Origin of the sequence: Streptomyces sp. ID05-26A (assembly GCF_033794685.1) — a bacterium.
In the GTDB taxonomy this organism is placed as follows: domain Bacteria; phylum Actinomycetota; class Actinomycetes; order Mycobacteriales; family Pseudonocardiaceae; genus Lentzea.
Genome location: NZ_JARAYZ010000003.1, coordinates 18,847 through 34,436, shown reverse-complemented (window position 1 = coordinate 34,436; position 15,590 = coordinate 18,847). Strand labels below are relative to the sequence as shown.

Annotated in this window: 19 protein-coding genes; 9 read left to right on the top strand and 10 right to left on the bottom strand. The window is 68.9% G+C overall.

Features of this window, described 5'->3' with window-relative positions; genetic code table 11:
* Positions 1 to 3 precede the first annotated feature (3 nt).
* Positions 4 to 819, bottom strand: coding sequence for an SDR family NAD(P)-dependent oxidoreductase (locus PV646_RS27340; protein ID WP_500345132.1), 816 nt, complete (start codon positions 817 to 819; stop codon positions 4 to 6).
* Between the two features lie 39 nt (positions 820 to 858).
* On the bottom strand, positions 859 to 2,514 hold the full coding sequence (locus PV646_RS27335) for an AMP-binding protein (protein ID WP_500345131.1): 1,656 nt from the start codon (positions 2,512 to 2,514) through the stop codon (positions 859 to 861).
* Positions 2,515 to 2,607: 93 nt separating this feature from the next.
* Here PV646_RS27335 and PV646_RS27330 point away from each other — a divergent pair, with 93 nt between their 5' ends.
* The gene (locus tag PV646_RS27330; protein WP_500345130.1) at positions 2,608 to 3,369 is read left to right on the top strand and encodes a helix-turn-helix transcriptional regulator; all 762 of its coding nucleotides are present in this window, start codon (positions 2,608 to 2,610) and stop codon (positions 3,367 to 3,369) included.
* The gene (locus PV646_RS27325; RefSeq protein ID WP_500345129.1) at positions 3,370 to 3,792 is read left to right on the top strand and encodes a nitroreductase family deazaflavin-dependent oxidoreductase; all 423 of its coding nucleotides are present in this window, start codon (positions 3,370 to 3,372) and stop codon (positions 3,790 to 3,792) included.
* On the opposite strand, the gene PV646_RS27320 is transcribed toward PV646_RS27325, so the two are convergent.
* Together PV646_RS27320 and PV646_RS27315 are read right to left on the bottom strand one after the other, a co-directional pair.
* Complete coding sequence (locus tag PV646_RS27320; RefSeq protein WP_500345128.1) at positions 3,748 to 4,311, bottom strand: hypothetical protein; 564 nt, start codon at positions 4,309 to 4,311, stop codon at positions 3,748 to 3,750. The two genes, PV646_RS27325 and PV646_RS27320, sit on opposite strands and share 45 nt — an antisense overlap.
* Complete coding sequence (locus PV646_RS27315; RefSeq protein WP_500345127.1) at positions 4,308 to 4,871, bottom strand: TetR/AcrR family transcriptional regulator; 564 nt, start codon at positions 4,869 to 4,871, stop codon at positions 4,308 to 4,310. Before PV646_RS27315 ends, PV646_RS27320 begins: the two co-directional genes overlap by 4 nt.
* A 131-nt stretch (positions 4,872 to 5,002) precedes the next feature.
* On the opposite strand from PV646_RS27315, the gene PV646_RS27310 reads away from it, so the two are divergent.
* Positions 5,003 to 6,457, top strand: a complete 1,455-nt coding sequence (locus PV646_RS27310) for a trypsin-like serine protease (RefSeq protein WP_500345126.1) — start codon at positions 5,003 to 5,005, stop codon at positions 6,455 to 6,457.
* 210 nt (positions 6,458 to 6,667) lie between these two features.
* The gene (locus tag PV646_RS27305) at positions 6,668 to 7,891 is read left to right on the top strand and encodes a family 16 glycosylhydrolase (protein WP_500345125.1); all 1,224 of its coding nucleotides are present in this window, start codon (positions 6,668 to 6,670) and stop codon (positions 7,889 to 7,891) included.
* Between the two features lie 107 nt (positions 7,892 to 7,998).
* Here PV646_RS27305 and PV646_RS27300 read toward each other — a convergent pair whose 3' ends face one another.
* From PV646_RS27300 to PV646_RS27290, 3 genes are read right to left on the bottom strand one after another with little or no spacing between them, the layout of a single operon-like run.
* Positions 7,999 to 8,856: an ornithine cyclodeaminase family protein gene (locus tag PV646_RS27300; protein ID WP_500345124.1), complete on the bottom strand. Its 858-nt coding sequence runs from the start codon at positions 8,854 to 8,856 to the stop codon at positions 7,999 to 8,001.
* 19 nt (positions 8,857 to 8,875) lie between these two features.
* Positions 8,876 to 9,037 (bottom strand): DUF397 domain-containing protein, encoded by a 162-nt coding sequence (locus tag PV646_RS27295; RefSeq protein ID WP_500345123.1) that lies wholly within the window; start codon positions 9,035 to 9,037, stop codon positions 8,876 to 8,878.
* Between the two features lie 10 nt (positions 9,038 to 9,047).
* Positions 9,048 to 9,878 carry a helix-turn-helix domain-containing protein gene (locus tag PV646_RS27290; protein ID WP_500345122.1) on the bottom strand — a complete coding sequence of 277 codons (831 nt, stop codon included), beginning with the start codon at positions 9,876 to 9,878 and terminating at the stop codon, positions 9,048 to 9,050.
* Positions 9,879 to 9,922: 44 nt separating this feature from the next.
* Here PV646_RS27290 and PV646_RS27285 point away from each other — a divergent pair, with 44 nt between their 5' ends.
* Positions 9,923 to 10,195, top strand: a complete 273-nt coding sequence (locus PV646_RS27285; protein WP_500345121.1) for an HC3 family zinc finger protein — start codon at positions 9,923 to 9,925, stop codon at positions 10,193 to 10,195.
* The gene (locus PV646_RS27280; protein WP_500345120.1) at positions 10,177 to 10,425 is read left to right on the top strand and encodes a hypothetical protein; all 249 of its coding nucleotides are present in this window, start codon (positions 10,177 to 10,179) and stop codon (positions 10,423 to 10,425) included. Before PV646_RS27285 ends, PV646_RS27280 begins: the two co-directional genes overlap by 19 nt.
* Before the next feature lie 137 nt (positions 10,426 to 10,562).
* Here the strand turns inward: PV646_RS27280 and PV646_RS27275 are convergent, their stop codons facing one another.
* Together PV646_RS27275 and PV646_RS27270 are read right to left on the bottom strand one after the other, a co-directional pair.
* Positions 10,563 to 11,408: a DODA-type extradiol aromatic ring-opening family dioxygenase gene (locus PV646_RS27275; RefSeq protein WP_500345119.1), complete on the bottom strand. Its 846-nt coding sequence runs from the start codon at positions 11,406 to 11,408 to the stop codon at positions 10,563 to 10,565.
* 152 nt (positions 11,409 to 11,560) lie between these two features.
* Positions 11,561 to 11,827 (bottom strand): hypothetical protein, encoded by a 267-nt coding sequence (locus PV646_RS27270; protein ID WP_500345118.1) that lies wholly within the window; start codon positions 11,825 to 11,827, stop codon positions 11,561 to 11,563.
* A 20-nt stretch (positions 11,828 to 11,847) separates the two neighbouring features.
* Between PV646_RS27270 and PV646_RS27265 the strand changes: the two genes are divergently transcribed.
* From PV646_RS27265 to PV646_RS27255, 3 genes are all read left to right on the top strand, one after another.
* On the top strand, positions 11,848 to 12,261 hold the full coding sequence (locus tag PV646_RS27265; RefSeq protein WP_500345117.1) for a hypothetical protein: 414 nt from the start codon (positions 11,848 to 11,850) through the stop codon (positions 12,259 to 12,261).
* 48 nt (positions 12,262 to 12,309) lie between these two features.
* A complete protein-coding gene (locus PV646_RS27260; RefSeq protein ID WP_500345116.1) occupies positions 12,310 to 13,971 on the top strand; it encodes a DEAD/DEAH box helicase in 1,662 nt (553 codons plus the stop codon).
* Between the two features lie 254 nt (positions 13,972 to 14,225).
* Positions 14,226 to 14,735: a hypothetical protein gene (locus PV646_RS27255; RefSeq protein ID WP_500345115.1), complete on the top strand. Its 510-nt coding sequence runs from the start codon at positions 14,226 to 14,228 to the stop codon at positions 14,733 to 14,735.
* Position 14,736: 1 nt separating this feature from the next.
* Here the strand turns inward: PV646_RS27255 and PV646_RS27250 are convergent, their stop codons facing one another.
* Positions 14,737 to 15,474, bottom strand: coding sequence for a methyltransferase domain-containing protein (locus PV646_RS27250; RefSeq protein WP_500345114.1), 738 nt, complete (start codon positions 15,472 to 15,474; stop codon positions 14,737 to 14,739).
* Positions 15,475 to 15,590: the final 116 nt, after the last annotated feature.

The following is a 15,590-nucleotide window of genomic DNA, read 5'->3' as shown; positions in this document are numbered from 1 at the left end:
GCCTCACCGTTCGAACAGCCGCGCCATGATGGAGTAGTAGTGGGTCGGCGTGATGCGGGCGAGCGCGTCGAACACGTACGCGTCCGGTCCGACCAGGATGCGCGACTTGCCCTTCTCGACCCCGCGGTGGATGGCCTCGGCGGCCTTGTCCGGGGTGGTCAGCGCGATCTTGTCGAAGTCCGCAGCGATCTGCTCCAGCGACCGGCCCTGCTCGTCGAGCTCGGTGTGGAAGCGCCCCTTGCGGACGATGTTGGTCTTGATGCCGCCGGGGTGCACGGCCACGGCCGAGACGCCGGTGCCGCGCAGTTCCTGGCGCAGCGAGTCGGTGAAACCGCGGACGGCGAACTTCGCGGCGCAGTAGGCGCTCTGGTTCGGCATGCCGCACAACCCGAACACGCTGGAGGTGTTGACGACGACGCCGTAGTTCTGCTTGACCAGCAACGGCAGGAACGCCCGCGTGCCGTTCACGACACCCCAGTAGTTGACGTCGAACAGCCAGGAGTCGTCCTCCGCCACGGAGTTCAGCACGCTCGTGGACGTGGCGACGCCCGCGTTGTTGAACACGGCCGCGAGCGGCAGGTCCAGCCAGGCCTGGACCTCCTTGGCGAACCGCTGCACGTCGTCGGCGTCCCGCACGTCCAGGATCCGGCTGAGCACCGGGCCCTTCAGCGACGCGGCGGTCTCCTCCAGCCCGATCTCGTCGACGTCGGCGATGACCACCGGCGAACCGTGCCGGGACAGCCGTCGCGCGAGGCTGCGGCCGATTCCCGAGGCCGCCCCGGTGATCACGGCCGGACGCCCTGAGATCCTGCGGACCATGTGTCTGCTCCTGTCGACGAGGACGGCGGAGCACTCACGTTAGCGGCGCAGCTCGGGGAACTGGTCATCGCGCCACTCCCCTGTTCCGCCGACGCCTTCTTCCTCGCGCGTGCGCAGGTCGACGCGCCGGATCTTGCCCGAGACGGTCTTGGGCAGTTCGGAGAACTCGAGCCGCCGGATCCGTTGGAACGGCGCCAGGTTCTCCCGGGCGTGCTTCAGGATCTGCAGCGCCGTCTCGCGGTTCGGCTCCCACCCCGCGCTCAACGCGACGTACGCCTTGGGCACCGCCAGCCGGAGCGGGTCGGGTGCGGGCACCACCGCCGCCTCGGTGACCGCGGGGTGCTCGATCAGCACGCTCTCCAGTTCGAACGGCGAGATCTTGTAGTCCGACGCCTTGAACACGTCGTCCGTGCGCCCGATGTAGAACAGGTAGCCGTCCTCGTCACGGCTCGCGATGTCGCCCGTGTGGTAGTAACCGCCGGCCATCGCCTCGGCGTTGCGCTCGTCGTCGCCGAAGTAGCCGACCATCAGCGACATCGGCCGTTGCGCGAGGTCGACGCAGATCTCGCCCTCGTCGGCCGGTGCACCGGTGATCGGGTCGACGAGCACCACCGGGACGCCCCGCAGCGGCCGTCCCATGGAGCCGAGCTTCACCGGCGCACCCGGCACGTTGCCGACGGACAGGGTGGTCTCGGTCTGGCCGAAGCCGTCGCGGATCGTGAGACCCCACTGCTTCTGGACCTGCTCGACCACCTCGGGGTTCAGCGGTTCGCCGGCGGCCACGACCTCGCGCAGCCCGCCCGGTCCACCGCTGAGGTCGGCCTTGATCAGCATCCGCCACACCGTCGGCGGCGCGCAGAACGTGGACACGCCCTTCGCGCGGATCTGGCCGAGCAACGCGGCCGCGTCGAACCGGGCGTAGTTGTAGACGAAGATCGTCGCTTCGGCGATCCACGGTGCGAAGAAACAACTCCAGGCGTGCTTGGCCCAGCCCGGCGAGCTGATGTTGAGGTGCACGTCGCCGGGCTCGACGCCGATCCAGTGCATGGTCGTCAGGTGCCCCACCGGGTACGAGACCTGGGTGTGCTCGACGAGTTTGGGGCGGCTGGTCGTGCCGGAGGTGAAGTAGAGCAGCAACCGGTCGCCGGCGCCGGTCTCCGGGTGCGGCACCGGGTTCTCGGGCGCCTCGGCCGTCTCCGCGTAGTCGAGCCAGCCCGCCGCCGTGCCGCCGACGGAGATCAGCACGGGTCCTTCCTCGAACTTGCCGGCGTCCTCGGCGCGCGCGATGACGTGCCGCACGGAACCCCGGTGCAGCCGGTCGGCGAGGTCGGCGGGCCCGAGCGCGGTGGTCGTCGGCATGATCACCGCACCGAGCTTCATCACCGCGAGCATCGACTCCCACAGCTCGACCTGGTTGCCCAGCATGATCATCACGCTGTCGCCGCGGCCGACGCCGTGCGACGCGAGCCAGCGCGCGACGCCGTTCGACCGGCGGCGCAGCTCCTCGAACGAGTAGGCGCGCTCGGAGCCGTCCTCCTCGACGATGTGCAGCGCGGTGGTGGAGTTGCCCTCCGCGATGACGTCGAACCAGTCGTGCGCCCAGTTGAAGGCGCCGTCGAAACTCGGCCAGGTGAACGCGCCGGGGTCCGTGAGCATCAGGTCACGGGCCGCGCGGTAGATGTCGTGACTGGACATGTCGCAGAGGGTGGAGAGGGCCGGGGCCACCGGATACCCCCGGATGGGGGTGTACCCCTTTTCGAGGGTGCGGCCGTCAGCGAAACTGCTGGCGTGCTGCCAGACCGTTTCCAGACGTTGCTCCCGCAACGCCTGGACATGCTCCGCCGAGCCACCGGGCTGCCCGTCGTGTTCGGCGGCGCGGTCACGCCCGGCCACGAACTGCTGTTGACCAGCTTCCAGGGCACCCACGGCACCTCGTTGCACGGACTGCGCGTCGGCACCGGCCGGGGCCTCGGCGGCACTGCGATAGCGATGGGCACCGCGGTCCGCGTCAACGACTACGCCACCACTCGTGCCATCACCCACGAGTTCGACCAGATGGTGGTGGTGAACGAACGCCTGACCTCGGTGTTCGCCTACCCGGTGACCGTGCGCGGCACCGTGCACGGCGTCCTCTACGGCGCCGTGCGCGGACTAGCGACCGTCGGTGACCGGGCGATCAGGATGGCCGGTGCCATCGCACAGGGATTCGCACAGGACTTGGACATGCCTTCCATCCAGACGCAGGCCGCACTCCGGGAACTGGCCGAGGTCGCCAAGCTCGTCGGCGATCCCGTGCTGCGCGAACGACTTCGCAAGGTGCACCAGAACCTCGGCGGTGAGGCTCCCGTCAGCGTCCCCACCGGCCTGACGCCCCGGGAACTCGATACGCTTCGGCTGGCCGCGGTCGGTGCGTCCAACCGGGAGATCGCCGCCGAGCTCGGGTTGAGCACCGAAACCGTCAAGGCCTACCTCCGGGGCGCGATGCGCAAGCTGGGGGTGCACAACAGAACCGCCGCCGTCCACGCGGCGAGGTCGACGGGAGCGCTCTAGATGTCGTTGATGGAGAAGGCCGTGATCGGCACCGATCGCCTGCTCTACAAGCTGACCGGCGGCAAGTTCACCCTCGTCTCACTGTCGAAGCAGACAGGGCTGACGCTGATCACAGTCGGCGCCAAGTCCGGTGAGCGGCGCGAGAACCAGGTCCAGTACGTGGCCGACGGCGACTCGATGCTCGTCGTGGGGTCCAACTGGGGCAAGCCCCACCACCCCGCGTGGACCACGAACCTGCTGAAGAACCCGGACATCCAGGTGAACGTGCGCGGCGACGTCCGCGACGTGCGGGGCACGCTGCTGGAAGGGGCCGAGCGGGAGGCCGCCTGGACTCGCATGGTGGCGGCCTGGCCCGCGTTCCAGGACTACGTGGAGCGTTCAGGCGGCCGCGAGCTGCGGGTCTTCCGCCTGACTGCGCGCTGAGTCCCAAGCCAGCCACACGCAGCCCACGACCATGAGCACGCCGTGGGCGATGCGCACCGCCGGCGGCGTGAAGAACTGCGGCAGGAACAACACGAACCCGGCCGCGAACACGATCGCCGCGGCGGTGCGGAGCTTCAGCGCGACCATGACCGCCGCGACGCCCATGGTGACGAGGCCGAGCCCGAACATCGTGACGGCGAACGGGTTGTAGCGCACGGCCTCGGCCAGTTCGAGGACGTTCGGCTGTTGCGCGACGGCGTGCAGGCCGAAGTCCTCGGCGCCGTAGTACGGCAGCGTGAGGCCGGCGCCGACCCAGAACGTGATCGCGGCCGTGCGGTGGATCTCCAGCAACGCGATCGGCACCAGGATGAAGCCGATCATCGCGAACAGGTGCGACAGGACCCAGGCGGTCGACCCCATGGAGGCCGCGGCTCCGGCTGCCGTCGTCTCGTCGTGCCACGGTCTCAACGCCGGGTACAGCAGGAAGAGCAGGCCCGCGGCGGTCAGCGTCCACTTCATGATTGCCCCCTGAGATCGGCGAGATACATCCGGACGAGCTGGTCGTAGGTGTCGTCGAGGCCCTCCGGCAGGCCGAACCCGCCACCGGACTCGATCGACGCGAAGCCGTGCACGATCACCCGAAGCCGCCGTGTGGCGTGGATGGCGTCGGAGCCCTCCAGTCCGTAGCCGCGCAGGGTGGCGAGCAGGACCTCCATGAACTTCAGGCCGGCCGCCCGCTGCAGTTCGTCGTGCAACGGGTCCATCGGCATGGCCGTGTACCGCTTCGGGTGCTCCTGGACGTACGCGCGGTAGGAGTGCATCAACACCCTCACCGCCTCGTCGCCCGACAGGCCCAGGACCGCGTCGGTGAACCGGGCCGTCATCTCCTCGATCAACCGCACTCCGACCTGGCCCTTGAGCTCGCCGAGGCTCGCGACGTGCTTGTACAGCGAGGGTGTGGCGACACCGGTCCGCGCGGCGACGGCGGCGAGCGTCAGGGCGTCGACACCGTGCTCGTCGACGAGTTCCAGCGCGGCGTCCACGACCTTGGCGGTGGTGAGACGAGATCGAACGGCCATAGCTAAAAAGCTAACATCATTAGCCTGCGAGTGTCCAGCGCAGGTTTTGTGAAGATCTTGCGGATCCTCGGCGGAGTCGGTGCCCTCGGCGCTATGAAGGGGAGGTCATTCGCATCGGCAAGGAGAATCCATTGCGATTAGCCAAGATCCTGGGGGCGGTCTCCGCGAGCGCACTGTTCGCGGCGACCTTTGCGGCTGCACCGGCCACCGCCGGTCCGACGTTGCAGAACTCGATCGATCCCGGCTCCGTCAAGGAGTCGATCGAGTACCTGATGCAGACCTATCGGGTCAGCGAGCGCGAGGCGCTGCGCAGACTCGAGCTCCAGAACGACGCGTCGAAGCTCGACGCCACGTTGAAGAAGGAGGCCGCCGGCGAGTACGGCGGCATGTGGATCGACCAGCAGGCGGGCGGCAAGCTCGTCGTCGCCATGACGAAGCCCGTTGCCGCGCAACGTCACATCGCGGCCCTGCCCGACCGCGCCAACGTCACCGTGCGCACGGTGAAGAACTCGCTGGCCTCGCTGCGGACGACGTACGACCGGATCAGCGGCCAGGTCGGGGAGAAGGCCGAGTCGGTGTACCTGCCGGCCATCAGCCAGACCGAGAACAAGGTCGTCGTCTGGGAACGCTCGTGGCTGAGGAAGCCGGGCGTGGCCGCACAGGCGGAGGCACGCACGTTCGACGCCGACCCGAACCTGGTCACGGCACGCACGCTGCAGAAGCCGACGCCGTACGCGGGCAACCCGGTCGACTGGGGTTTCTGCCACCCGCTCTACTGCACGAACTACGGCCCCATGCGCGGCGGCCTGCGCCTGGACATGCAGCGCAACGCGCCCCTCGGTGAGGTTCCCACCTGGGGCGGGTGCACCGTCGGGTTCAACCTGCGCACCACGGGCGGCGCGTTCCCCGGTGTCCCCTGGGTGCTGACCGCGGGCCACTGCGTGAGCACCAAGACGAACGGCACACCCACCCAGCACAACAACCAGCCGATCCTGGAGCAGCGCTACGTCTGGAAGAACGCCTACCCGTACGACTACAACGCCGTGAGGTACGTCAACGCCGCCACTGCGAACACCTGGCTGGAGGGCCAGACCAACCGCAACACGGTCCTCAAGTACTGCCGCAACGGCGGCCTGGACAGCAACGGCGACACCCCGTGCGGCCCGCAGGCGACCTCCCAGAACCAGGAGATCACCTCGGTCACCCCGCTGGAGCAGATCCTGGCCGGCGCGATCGTGTGCGCCACCGGGTCCGGTTCCAGCGCGGTGAACTACCCGGACTCCGTCGACAGCGGCGCCGGTGAGGGTTACCTCGTCGGCACCCGGTGCGGCCGGGTCCTCTCGACCGACGTCGGCATCAACACCGACGTGTGCGCGAGGAACGGCGACAGCGGCAGCCCGTTGTTCAGCCAGGTCACCAAAGCGGGTCTCGGCATCCTCAACGGCAGCCAGCAGGCCCGTAGCGGCGCCTGCCAACTGGGCGAGCTGAACAACTACTCGCCGCTCTCGACGGTCCTCGAGGACCTCAGCGCCCGCCAGATCAGCGGCGGGTCGGTCTTCAACGTCATCACCACTCCGCAGGGCTGATCACCGTCTCCGGAGGGCCTGGTTCGAGGCCCTCCGGAGACGCGTTTTCGACTTAAGTAGCCTTAAATCCGCTGGTATGGACGTAGATCACTTGAGAGCGCTCTCATCTGACAAATTCGTGAAAACCTTTACACGTTGACCGAGGGTCACGGCGCGACAACACTTCCGAACCACTGGGCGCACAACTCAACACCCGGAAAGGTCGGTTCGATGCAGCGACGCATCGGGACGGCCCTCGCTGCCGCCTTGATGGTGGCCGCAGGGATCACCGTCGCCACCACCAGCCAAGCTCCCCCTGCCAACGCGGCGGTGACCTGGGCCGACGAATTCAACGCTCCCGCCGGCTCAGGTGTCGACGGTGGCAAGTGGAACATGGAAGTGGGCAACAACAACGGCAACAACAGGGAACACCAGTGGTACCAGTCGGGTACCTCCAACGCGGCGCACGACGGCCAGGGCAACCTCGTCATCACCGCCAAGAAGGAGAACCCCGGCAACTACAACTGCTGGTACGGCCGGTGTCAGTACACGTCCGCGCGCATCAACACCGCGAACAAGTTCACCCAGACCTACGGCCGGTTCGAAGCGCGCATGAAGATGCCGCGCGGCAAGGGAATCTGGCCCGCGTTCTGGATGCTCGGCGCTGACATCAACACCGGCAACCCGTGGCCGGGTTCGGGCGAGATCGACATCATGGAGTTCCTGGGACACCAGACGAACACCGTGTACGGCACGATCCACGGTCCTGGTTACTCCGGCGCGGGCGGCAAGTCCCACGCCTACAACGGCCCGAACTTCTCCGACGGTTTCCACAACTTCGCAGTGGACTGGAAGCCCGGCGAGATCACGTGGTCGGTGGACGGCAACGTCTACGCCCGCAACACGCCGACGGACGTCAACGGCAACCCGTGGGTGTTCAACAAGCCGTTCTTCATCATCATCAACCTCGCGGTCGGTGGTGAGTGGCCGGGTTACCCGGACGCCAGCACGACGTTCCCGCAGCAGCTCGTGATCGACTGGGTCCGCGCCTCCTCCACCGACAGCCCGCCTCCGGGCGGCGGCTCGGAGATCCGCGGCATCGGCGGCAAGTGCCTCGACGTTCCGTGGGCCAACACGGCCAACGGCACGCCCATCCAGATCGTCGGCTGCAACGGCAACGCCGCCCAGAAGTGGAGCCGTCCAGGAGACGGCACGATCCGCGCGCTGGGCAAGTGCCTCGACGTCAACGGCAGCGGAACCAGCAACGGCACAGTGGTCCAGCTCTGGGACTGCAACGGCACGGGCGCCCAGCAATGGGCCGTCAGCGGGGCACAGGACATCGTGAACCCGCAGTCCAACAAGTGCCTGGACGCCGTGGGTGGTTCCTCGGCTGACGGCACGAGAACCCACATCTGGGACTGCCTCGGCGTCGCCAGCCAGAAGTGGGCCGTCTGAGATCTCTCCCCGCCGGGTCGCCCATGACCTGACAGGGAGAAGTACGGCGCTGGACGTGAACCCCCGCGGCGGATGGGTTCACGTCCAGCGCTTTCTCGTCGGCGGGGTCAGGCCAGAAGCCGTGCCACGGCCCAGTCCTGCACCGCGACACCGACCGACTTGAACACCGTCCGGCCTTCGCGCAGTGGCGGATTCCCCAGCGCCGCACCGAGTTCGACGAGCGACTCCAGCCGCAGCACGCCGCTCTGGACCGCGCGGATGATCTCTCCGGCCTCGCTCAGCGCCGCCTCGACCTGGTCCACGACCACGACCCCGGCGGTCGCCAGCAGCTCCTCGGGCAGCTCCCGCATCACCGGCCGGTACGAGCCGATCGCGTTGACGTGCACCCGTTCCTTGAGCGCGTCGCACCGGAACAGCGGCACGGTCGACGCCGTCGCACAGCACACGACGTCGGCATCCCGCACGGCTTCCTCGGCCTGCGCCGCCACGTCCATGACCGTGTCCGGCAGCTCGTCCTTCAGGCTCTCCAGCAACGCCTCGGCCTTCTGGGCGTCCCGGTTGAACACGACGAGCTTCTTCAACGGCCGCACCGCGTGCACGGCCCGGACCTGGTCCGCGGCCTGCGCCCCCGCTCCCAGCAACGCCAGGTGCGAGGCGCCCTCGTCGGCGAGCAGATCCGTTGCCACACCGACGACAGCGCCGGTGCGCAGGGTCGTGAGCGACACCGCGTCCGTGACGAACTGGCCGTCCGGGTGCGAGTACACGACCGTGCCCGCGATCACCGGATCCCGTTCGACCTCGATGCTGACGACCTTGACCGCGGTGGAGTTCGTCGGCCGGTGGTGCACCGCCATGACGAGGGACCTGCTGTCACCGAACGCGTGCCGCGGCGGCAGGTCGAACTCCTCCGCGGCGAGCCCGACGAACGCTTCTCTCACGGCCACGATCGCTGCGGGCATCGTCATGGGTCCGGATGGTAACGACTCAGCCCGAGCGCTTGACCGCCCCCAGGAACGAGACCCACGCGCCCGGCCCGACCTCGACGTGGGCGGCCGGCGACTTGCTGTCCCGGATCCCGACTCCCGCGGCCACCTCGACGCACGCGCTGGCGTTCGCGCTGCGGGTGCTCTTGCGCCACGCGGCCATCGAGGACTCCTCACGTCAGCAGCTTCTTGATCAGCTCCTTCGATTGTTCCGCATCCAAGGCGACCAGTTCCAGACCCTCGACGACCCGCGCGTACGACTTGACGGCCGGCGGCGCCTCGATGATGAGGCTGGAGTTCTCCGCTTCCAGGAACACGACGTCCTCGTACCTGTCGAACGTCATCAGGTCGAACGACCCGGCCATCCCGGCGTGCGCACCGGCATCGAGCGGCACGACCCGGATGACGACGCTCGGCCGCGCGGCCAGCCCGGCCAGGTGCTCGACCTGCTCGCGCATCACCGCGGGCCCACCGACCTGACTGAGCAACACCGCCTCGGGGATGAAGAAGACCGACTTCATCCCGCCGCTCAACACCTCGTGCCGCTCCGCCCGCGCCGCGACCCGTTCCTCGCACTCGTCCGCCGGCACGTTCACACACCCGGCGATCACCGCACGCGTGTAGTCCGAGGTCTGCAACGTGCCGTGCAGCAACATCGTCTGCCAGCTGACCAGCTTCTCGGCCAGCCGCTCGTGCTCGACCAGCGTGCGCGGGCTGATGGGCGCACAGGCGCCGTGCTCCTGCCACCAGCCCCTCACGCCCGTACCGGTGAAGAGCGACAGCAGGTGGTCCCGTTCTGCGGGCGGCGTCCGGCAGGCGCCCAGCAGCAGGGCCAGCTCGAGCTCGTTCGCGCCGCCCTTGCCGTTGATCAGGTCGGACAGTTTCGCTTCCTGCCAGCCAACGAGCTCGGCGACCTTGCGCGAGGTCATTCCCGTGGCGGCGACGGCCGCCCGAAGACCGTCGCCGAACTCACGGCCCCTCACAGTGGAGAATCTTTTCGGCATGTCCGAGAACGTTAGCCCCATTCTCGGACGCTTCGAAACATTCAATGTCAACACAACCCAAAAGGGCGGTGGCTTGGAGCAGGTCCAAGTTGGAAACTAATTCCGTGAAGTTCCGATGGTTGCCCCACGAGGGGCTGCGACACGCAATCTCCGATGAGCCGGACAGGGGGCGGCTCATCGAGAGCCTGTGCGGGGATCCCTTTGTACCGCAAGAACCAGACCTGTGGACGAGCAAGAACGTGTGGCCGACGTGCCTGGACTGCGACGGCATCTGGCGAGAGAGCGAGGGGATTCTCCCATGGCCGCGGAAATCCTGACCGAGGACCTGCTGCGCATATCTCTTCAGCGCCTCTCACGTGAGGTGGTGAAGACTTATCCACAGTTCGGTGAGCTACTCGCTCAGAACATGCTGCGCACTTGTGGGTTGATTCCCGATCTGGAGCGAGCAGAGCACTACCGCGAGCTCGGCACGTTGCTCACCGACCTCGGCCGGCTCTATCACGCCGAGGCCGACCTGCTCAGCACGGTGGAGTCGCCGCCGGACTGAAGCCGTTCATCCTTGCCCGATCCTGACCGGAAGAGGCGAGAGCTCTCCCCACTTTCGCTTCGTCATGCCGGCCTCCTCGTCGGCGAACGACCAATCGCCCGACGCGGAGGGTTGCCGGCTTCAGCCGAACGGACGCGCTACGCGGACATCACGACCGCGCGTCCGCTGGTGTCGAACTCGTGCGCCAGCGTCCGCAACGGCTGTCCACCGGCGGCCCACGCTGCCGTCCAGGTCAGGCACTCGGCCGCCCCGTTCCCGCCGCGCTCCACCAGGTCCACCCCGATCGAGTCGAGCCACTCCCGGGACGTGCCACCGATCCCGGCGAGGAACTCCTCGTCCCAGGCCCGCACCAACTCGCGGACGGTCCCCTCGGCGCGCGCCCGCTCATTGACCGACCGGATCCACACCTGCCGTTCCTCCTCCGACAGCACCACCCCGGTCTCGGGCTCGCGGAACCCGGGCAGGTCGTGCGCCAGCCCGCCCGACCCGACGTACAGCACCCGGCGGTCCGCGAAGAACTCCCCCACCCGCCGTCCCAGCGCCGCCGCACGCCGGAACGTCGCGTGCGGTGGTGACGCGCAGTTGACGAAGACCGGCAGCACGGGCTTGGCGGAGATCGACCCCAGCAGGTCCCGCGTCGTGTGCCCGAACGCGTGGTCCAGGGCGGCCTCGTAGGCGGTGGCGATGTCGAACTCACCCTCCACCAGGTCCGCGACCAACGCACGACCCAGCGAGGAAGGCACGTCGTAGGAGCCGACCGGCCCGGCGACGTCGCCCTGGGCGGAGGCCGACAGCACCACCGCGAAGGTCGGCACCACGGCGCGGAAGGCGCGGCGGTGGTCAGTGCCGAAGAAGACGACCAGCTCCGGGTCGAACTCGCGGACGGCCTCGCGCGCGGTGCCGATCGCCTCGCGCACCGGACCGAAAGGCGCGCTCGGCAGGGTGACGAGGTGGGAGGCGCAGACCGTCAGTCGGTTCTTCACCGGGCCAGTCTAGGTTCCGGGGCGTGACGGGAAGTGCACTTGCGGTGATCATCGCGGCGGGCGGGGGCAGCGTCATGGAGACGTTCTTCGAGGGAACGCACAGCTGACGCAGCTCAACAGCGCGCGGATCGACGCGGACGGAATCGGCGGCTTCAACCGACCGGCCGGCCGCCGGGTTCGACGATGCTCCACAGTGGACGTTCGACTCCGCCAAGGGCGACCGGGGAGGTGGAACCGGAGCCGGACGGCCGCACCGGCCCGGTCCCACCGGGGTCCCGCCCGAGATCACCCCCGCCGCGCGCCCCCACACCCGCCCGCACGAGCCAGCTCACCGACCCGCTGAAAGCGTCCTGTCTCGAACGACTCCAGTCCGAACGGGACGAACCCACGGCGTTCGTCGGCGGGTTCTTCGCGTCCACTGTGGACAGCGTCCCCGCACGTGATCAACGGCAACTCCGGCAAGGCACCCGCGGAGGCCCGCGGGTTCTCCGGCCGGACGCTCGCCGGCGTGACCGGGAACGGTGTCCGGGCCGAGATCCGCCCGCACGTGGACGTGCTCCAGCTCCGGGCGCCGGCGACGTTGCGGCCCGGCGCGGCGGAAACGCTTGCGGCGACGGTGAAACAGGGATCAAGGTCGGCGCCGGTGCGATATCCGACGGGCGCGGTGTGGGAAGGGTCACGTGGTGTGCACGTCGGCGCCGAGTCCGGGATCCGGCCGAGGCACGTCGTGTGGCTCGAACCGGACAGCCGCGTGCTCACCGGGATCAGGCCTGGTCAGGCGAAGATCTCGGTCACGGTCAACGGCGCGACGAGCAGCGCGGACGTGCGCGTCGAGGCGTCGGAGAGCCTCTGAGCTGGTCTGAGTGAGTGCGATGTGAGGCGGTGGGGGAAGATACTCCCCATGACCACCGCCGACAACGGTTTCGCCGACCTGGGGCTGCGCTCCGACATCCTCAACGCACTCACCACGCTGGGCTACGAGGAGCCGACGCCGATCCAGAGCGAAGCGATCCCGCCCCTGCTCGCGGGCAACGACCTGCTGGGCCAGGCGGCCACCGGCACGGGCAAGACGGCGGCGTTCGCGCTGCCGCTGCTCGAGCGCATCGCCGACCGGATCGGCAAGGGCGAGAAGCCGCTGGCTCTCGTGCTCGCACCGACCCGTGAGCTGGCCGTGCAGGTGTCCGAGGCGGTCCACCGCTACGGCCGCCACATGGGCGCCCGCGTGCTCCCGATCTACGGCGGCCAGCCGATCGGCCGTCAGCTGCGTGAACTGTCGCGCGGCGTCGACGTGGTGGTCGCGACCCCCGGCCGCGCCATCGACCACCTCCAGCGCGGCACGTTGCAGCTGAGCGACCTGCAGGTCGTCGTGCTCGACGAGGCCGACGAGATGCTCGACATGGGCTTCGCGGAGGACATCGACGCGATCCTGACCGAGACGCCGGCCGAGCGGCAGACCGTGCTGTTCTCGGCCACGATGCCGCCGCGCATCGACCGCATGGCCAAGAGCCACCTGCGCTCGCCGGTGCTGATCCAGATCGAGCGCGAGAAGACCGAGCCGGGCGAGGCCCCGCGCGTCCGGCAGACCGCGTACCTGGTGCGCCGCGAGCACAAGCCCGCCGCGCTCGGCCGCGTGCTCGACGTCGAGTCGCCGACCGCCGCCGTCGTCTTCTGCCGCACCCGCGACGAGGTCGACCAGCTCACCGAGACGCTCAACGGCCGCGGCTACCGCGCCGAGTCGCTGCACGGCGGCATCAGCCAGGAGCAGCGCGACCGCGTCATGGCCCGCCTGCGTTCCGGCACCGCCGACCTGCTGGTGGCCACCGACGTCGCCGCCCGAGGCCTCGACATCGAGCAGCTCACGCACGTCGTGAACTACAACGTGCCGTCCGCCCCCGAGGCGTACACGCACCGCATCGGCCGCGTGGGCCGCGCCGGCCGTGAGGGCGTCGCGATCACCCTGGTCGAGCCGCGCGAGAACTCGATGCTCAAGACGATCGAGCGCGTCAGCAAGACCAAGATCCCGGTCGAGAAGGTCCCGACGGTCGCCGACCTGCGCGCCCGCCAGCTGGAGCTGACCCGCTCGTCGCTGCACGAGTCGCTGCTCGAGGACGACCTGTCGCGCTTCCGCGTCGTCGTCGAGACGCTGGCCGACGAGTTCGACGTCATGGAGATCGCGCTCGCCGCGGTCAAGCTCGCGCACGAGGCCTCCGGTGCCGCCGCCGACGAGGAGGAGATCCCGGAGGTCCGCCCGCGCGAGGACCGCCCGCGCCGCGACGGTGCCCCCGCGGGCCCGCGCCGCGAGCGCCGTGGCCCGTCCGAGGGCATGACCCGCCTGTTCCTGGGCGCGGGTCGTTCGTCGGGCATCCGGCCGCAGGACATCGTCGGCGCGCTGACCGGCGAGACGGACCTGAAGGGCCGCGACATCGGCGCGATCGAGATCGCCGACCGGTTCTCGCTGGTCGAGGTGCCGGGCGATTCCGCGAACAACGTGATCGAGCAGCTGCGCGACGCCACGATCAAGGGCAAGCGCGTGACGATCCGCCGCGAGCGCCAGCCCCGCTAGGCTTCGAACATGAGACAGCCCCCGCCACGGCTCGGCGGGGGCTGTTTCGCGTTCAGAGAAGTGCAACCCGGGGGAACGAGGTTCAGATGGATCCCGAGTACCGATAGTGCTCAATCTCCCTGCGGGGAGACGAGGTGGGCATCGGCTCCCCGCCTCGCCTGTCGCCAGTGGACGGACGAGCAGGGCAGCCGTAACACCTGCTTCCGGACTTCTGGTCTGGAGACACGGCCCATCCCAGCGGAACGAGGACTGATTTGAGCCCGCAGTACGACTACTACGCCCTGCTGACCGACTTTCACCCCGAGCTCGACGGTTCGAACGGGATCGTGCGCAGGTGGACCGACGAAGCGGGCCAGGTCCACGACGAGTACTACTCGTCGCGACTTGTCTGGGAGAGCACCCGTGACCTCGTCATGATCGAGAACGGCGAGTGGCAGGCGGAGGCGCGTCCGATCCCGGAGGAGGCCGTCGCGGCTTACGAAGCCGCGAAGTACGCGCGCGTCCACGCCGACGATCCCGCGGACGGCAAGTACTCCTACTTCGCGCAGGTAGAAAGCGGCACCTCGGTGGACGCCCCGACATCAGTGGTCCGCACGTGGATCGCCCCGAACGGCCACCACAAGGAGCAACAGCACGTAGGTGGCCCCGGCTACGCCTGGAACGCCAGCTACATCCAAAGTGACATGTTCGATGGCCGCGAACGCGGCGAATTGGTGCCCATCACCGAGGAAACCGCCCTACGACTGATCGAAGTCCGCGAGTGACTCAGGGTTTGCGCGCCTCGACCAGGAACCGCGTCGAAGTGCTCACGAACTCCCCGTGCTCCTGGATGTGCGCGTGCAGGTCCAGGAGCCGATCCCGATACCCCTCCACGGTGAACCCCGGCACGGTCCACAGCACCTTCCGCAGGAAGTGCACGACCGCCGCGACGTCGAAGAACGCCACCCGCAACGCGACCGGTTCCAGCCGCAGCACCTCCAGCCCGGCGGCTTCGGCCTCCGCACGGGCGGAAGCGACACCGCGAGCCTCACTGACCGGCTGCGGTCCCATCATGAAATCCGTGAGCTCCCGGTTCGTGCCGGCCCCGATCTGCTGCGAGAAGTAGGTCCCGCCGGACCGGAGCACCCGCGCGATCTCGGCCCACGGCGTCACGACGGGATGCCGGGAGATCACGAGGTCGAACGAGGAAGCCCGGAAGGGCAGCGGCCCGGCATCCGGCGCGCGCACCACGAACGGCAGGTTCCGCGACGCCACCAGGGCGTTCGGCGGCCACGACTCGGTGGCGGCCATCAGCGGTGGCAACGTTCCTGCCGACGCCGTCACCTCTCCCCCGCCGGTCTGCAGGTCGAGAGCCGATGAGACCGCTCCCAACCGTGCGGCGATCAGCGACGCGTAGCCCCACGGCGGGCGTTCCTCGGTGGCGCGGCCCTCGAACCAGGAGAAGTCCCACCCGTCCAACGGCACGGCCGCGCCCTCGGCCACCAGTTCCTCGAAAGTCCCCATGGGCGGGAATGCCACCACAAGCGCCGGGAAGCGGCCACCGAGAATGGCGGCACCTACCCCGGGCGCAGAGACGCCGCGTCCCTGGTTCGTCTCGCGCACGGCGGGGCAGGTGCCGC

Coding starts and splice junctions, on each gene's coding strand:
- PV646_RS27340 (WP_500345132.1), bottom strand. CDS start 819: ATGGTCCGCAGGATCTCAGGGCGTCCGGCCGTGATCACCGGGGCGGCC.
- PV646_RS27335 (WP_500345131.1), bottom strand. CDS start 2,514: ATGTCCAGTCACGACATCTACCGCGCGGCCCGTGACCTGATGCTCACG.
- PV646_RS27325 (WP_500345129.1), top strand. CDS start 3,370: ATGTCGTTGATGGAGAAGGCCGTGATCGGCACCGATCGCCTGCTCTAC.
- PV646_RS27320 (WP_500345128.1), bottom strand. CDS start 4,311: ATGAAGTGGACGCTGACCGCCGCGGGCCTGCTCTTCCTGCTGTACCCG.
- PV646_RS27315 (WP_500345127.1), bottom strand. CDS start 4,871: ATGGCCGTTCGATCTCGTCTCACCACCGCCAAGGTCGTGGACGCCGCG.
- PV646_RS27305 (WP_500345125.1), top strand. CDS start 6,668: ATGCAGCGACGCATCGGGACGGCCCTCGCTGCCGCCTTGATGGTGGCC.
- PV646_RS27300 (WP_500345124.1), bottom strand. CDS start 8,856: ATGACGATGCCCGCAGCGATCGTGGCCGTGAGAGAAGCGTTCGTCGGG.
- PV646_RS27295 (WP_500345123.1), bottom strand. CDS start 9,037: ATGGCCGCGTGGCGCAAGAGCACCCGCAGCGCGAACGCCAGCGCGTGC.
- PV646_RS27290 (WP_500345122.1), bottom strand. CDS start 9,878: ATGCCGAAAAGATTCTCCACTGTGAGGGGCCGTGAGTTCGGCGACGGT.
- PV646_RS27285 (WP_500345121.1), top strand. CDS start 9,923: ATGTCAACACAACCCAAAAGGGCGGTGGCTTGGAGCAGGTCCAAGTTG.
- PV646_RS27280 (WP_500345120.1), top strand. CDS start 10,177: ATGGCCGCGGAAATCCTGACCGAGGACCTGCTGCGCATATCTCTTCAG.
- PV646_RS27260 (WP_500345116.1), top strand. CDS start 12,310: ATGACCACCGCCGACAACGGTTTCGCCGACCTGGGGCTGCGCTCCGAC.
- PV646_RS27250 (WP_500345114.1), bottom strand. CDS start 15,474: ATGGGGACTTTCGAGGAACTGGTGGCCGAGGGCGCGGCCGTGCCGTTG.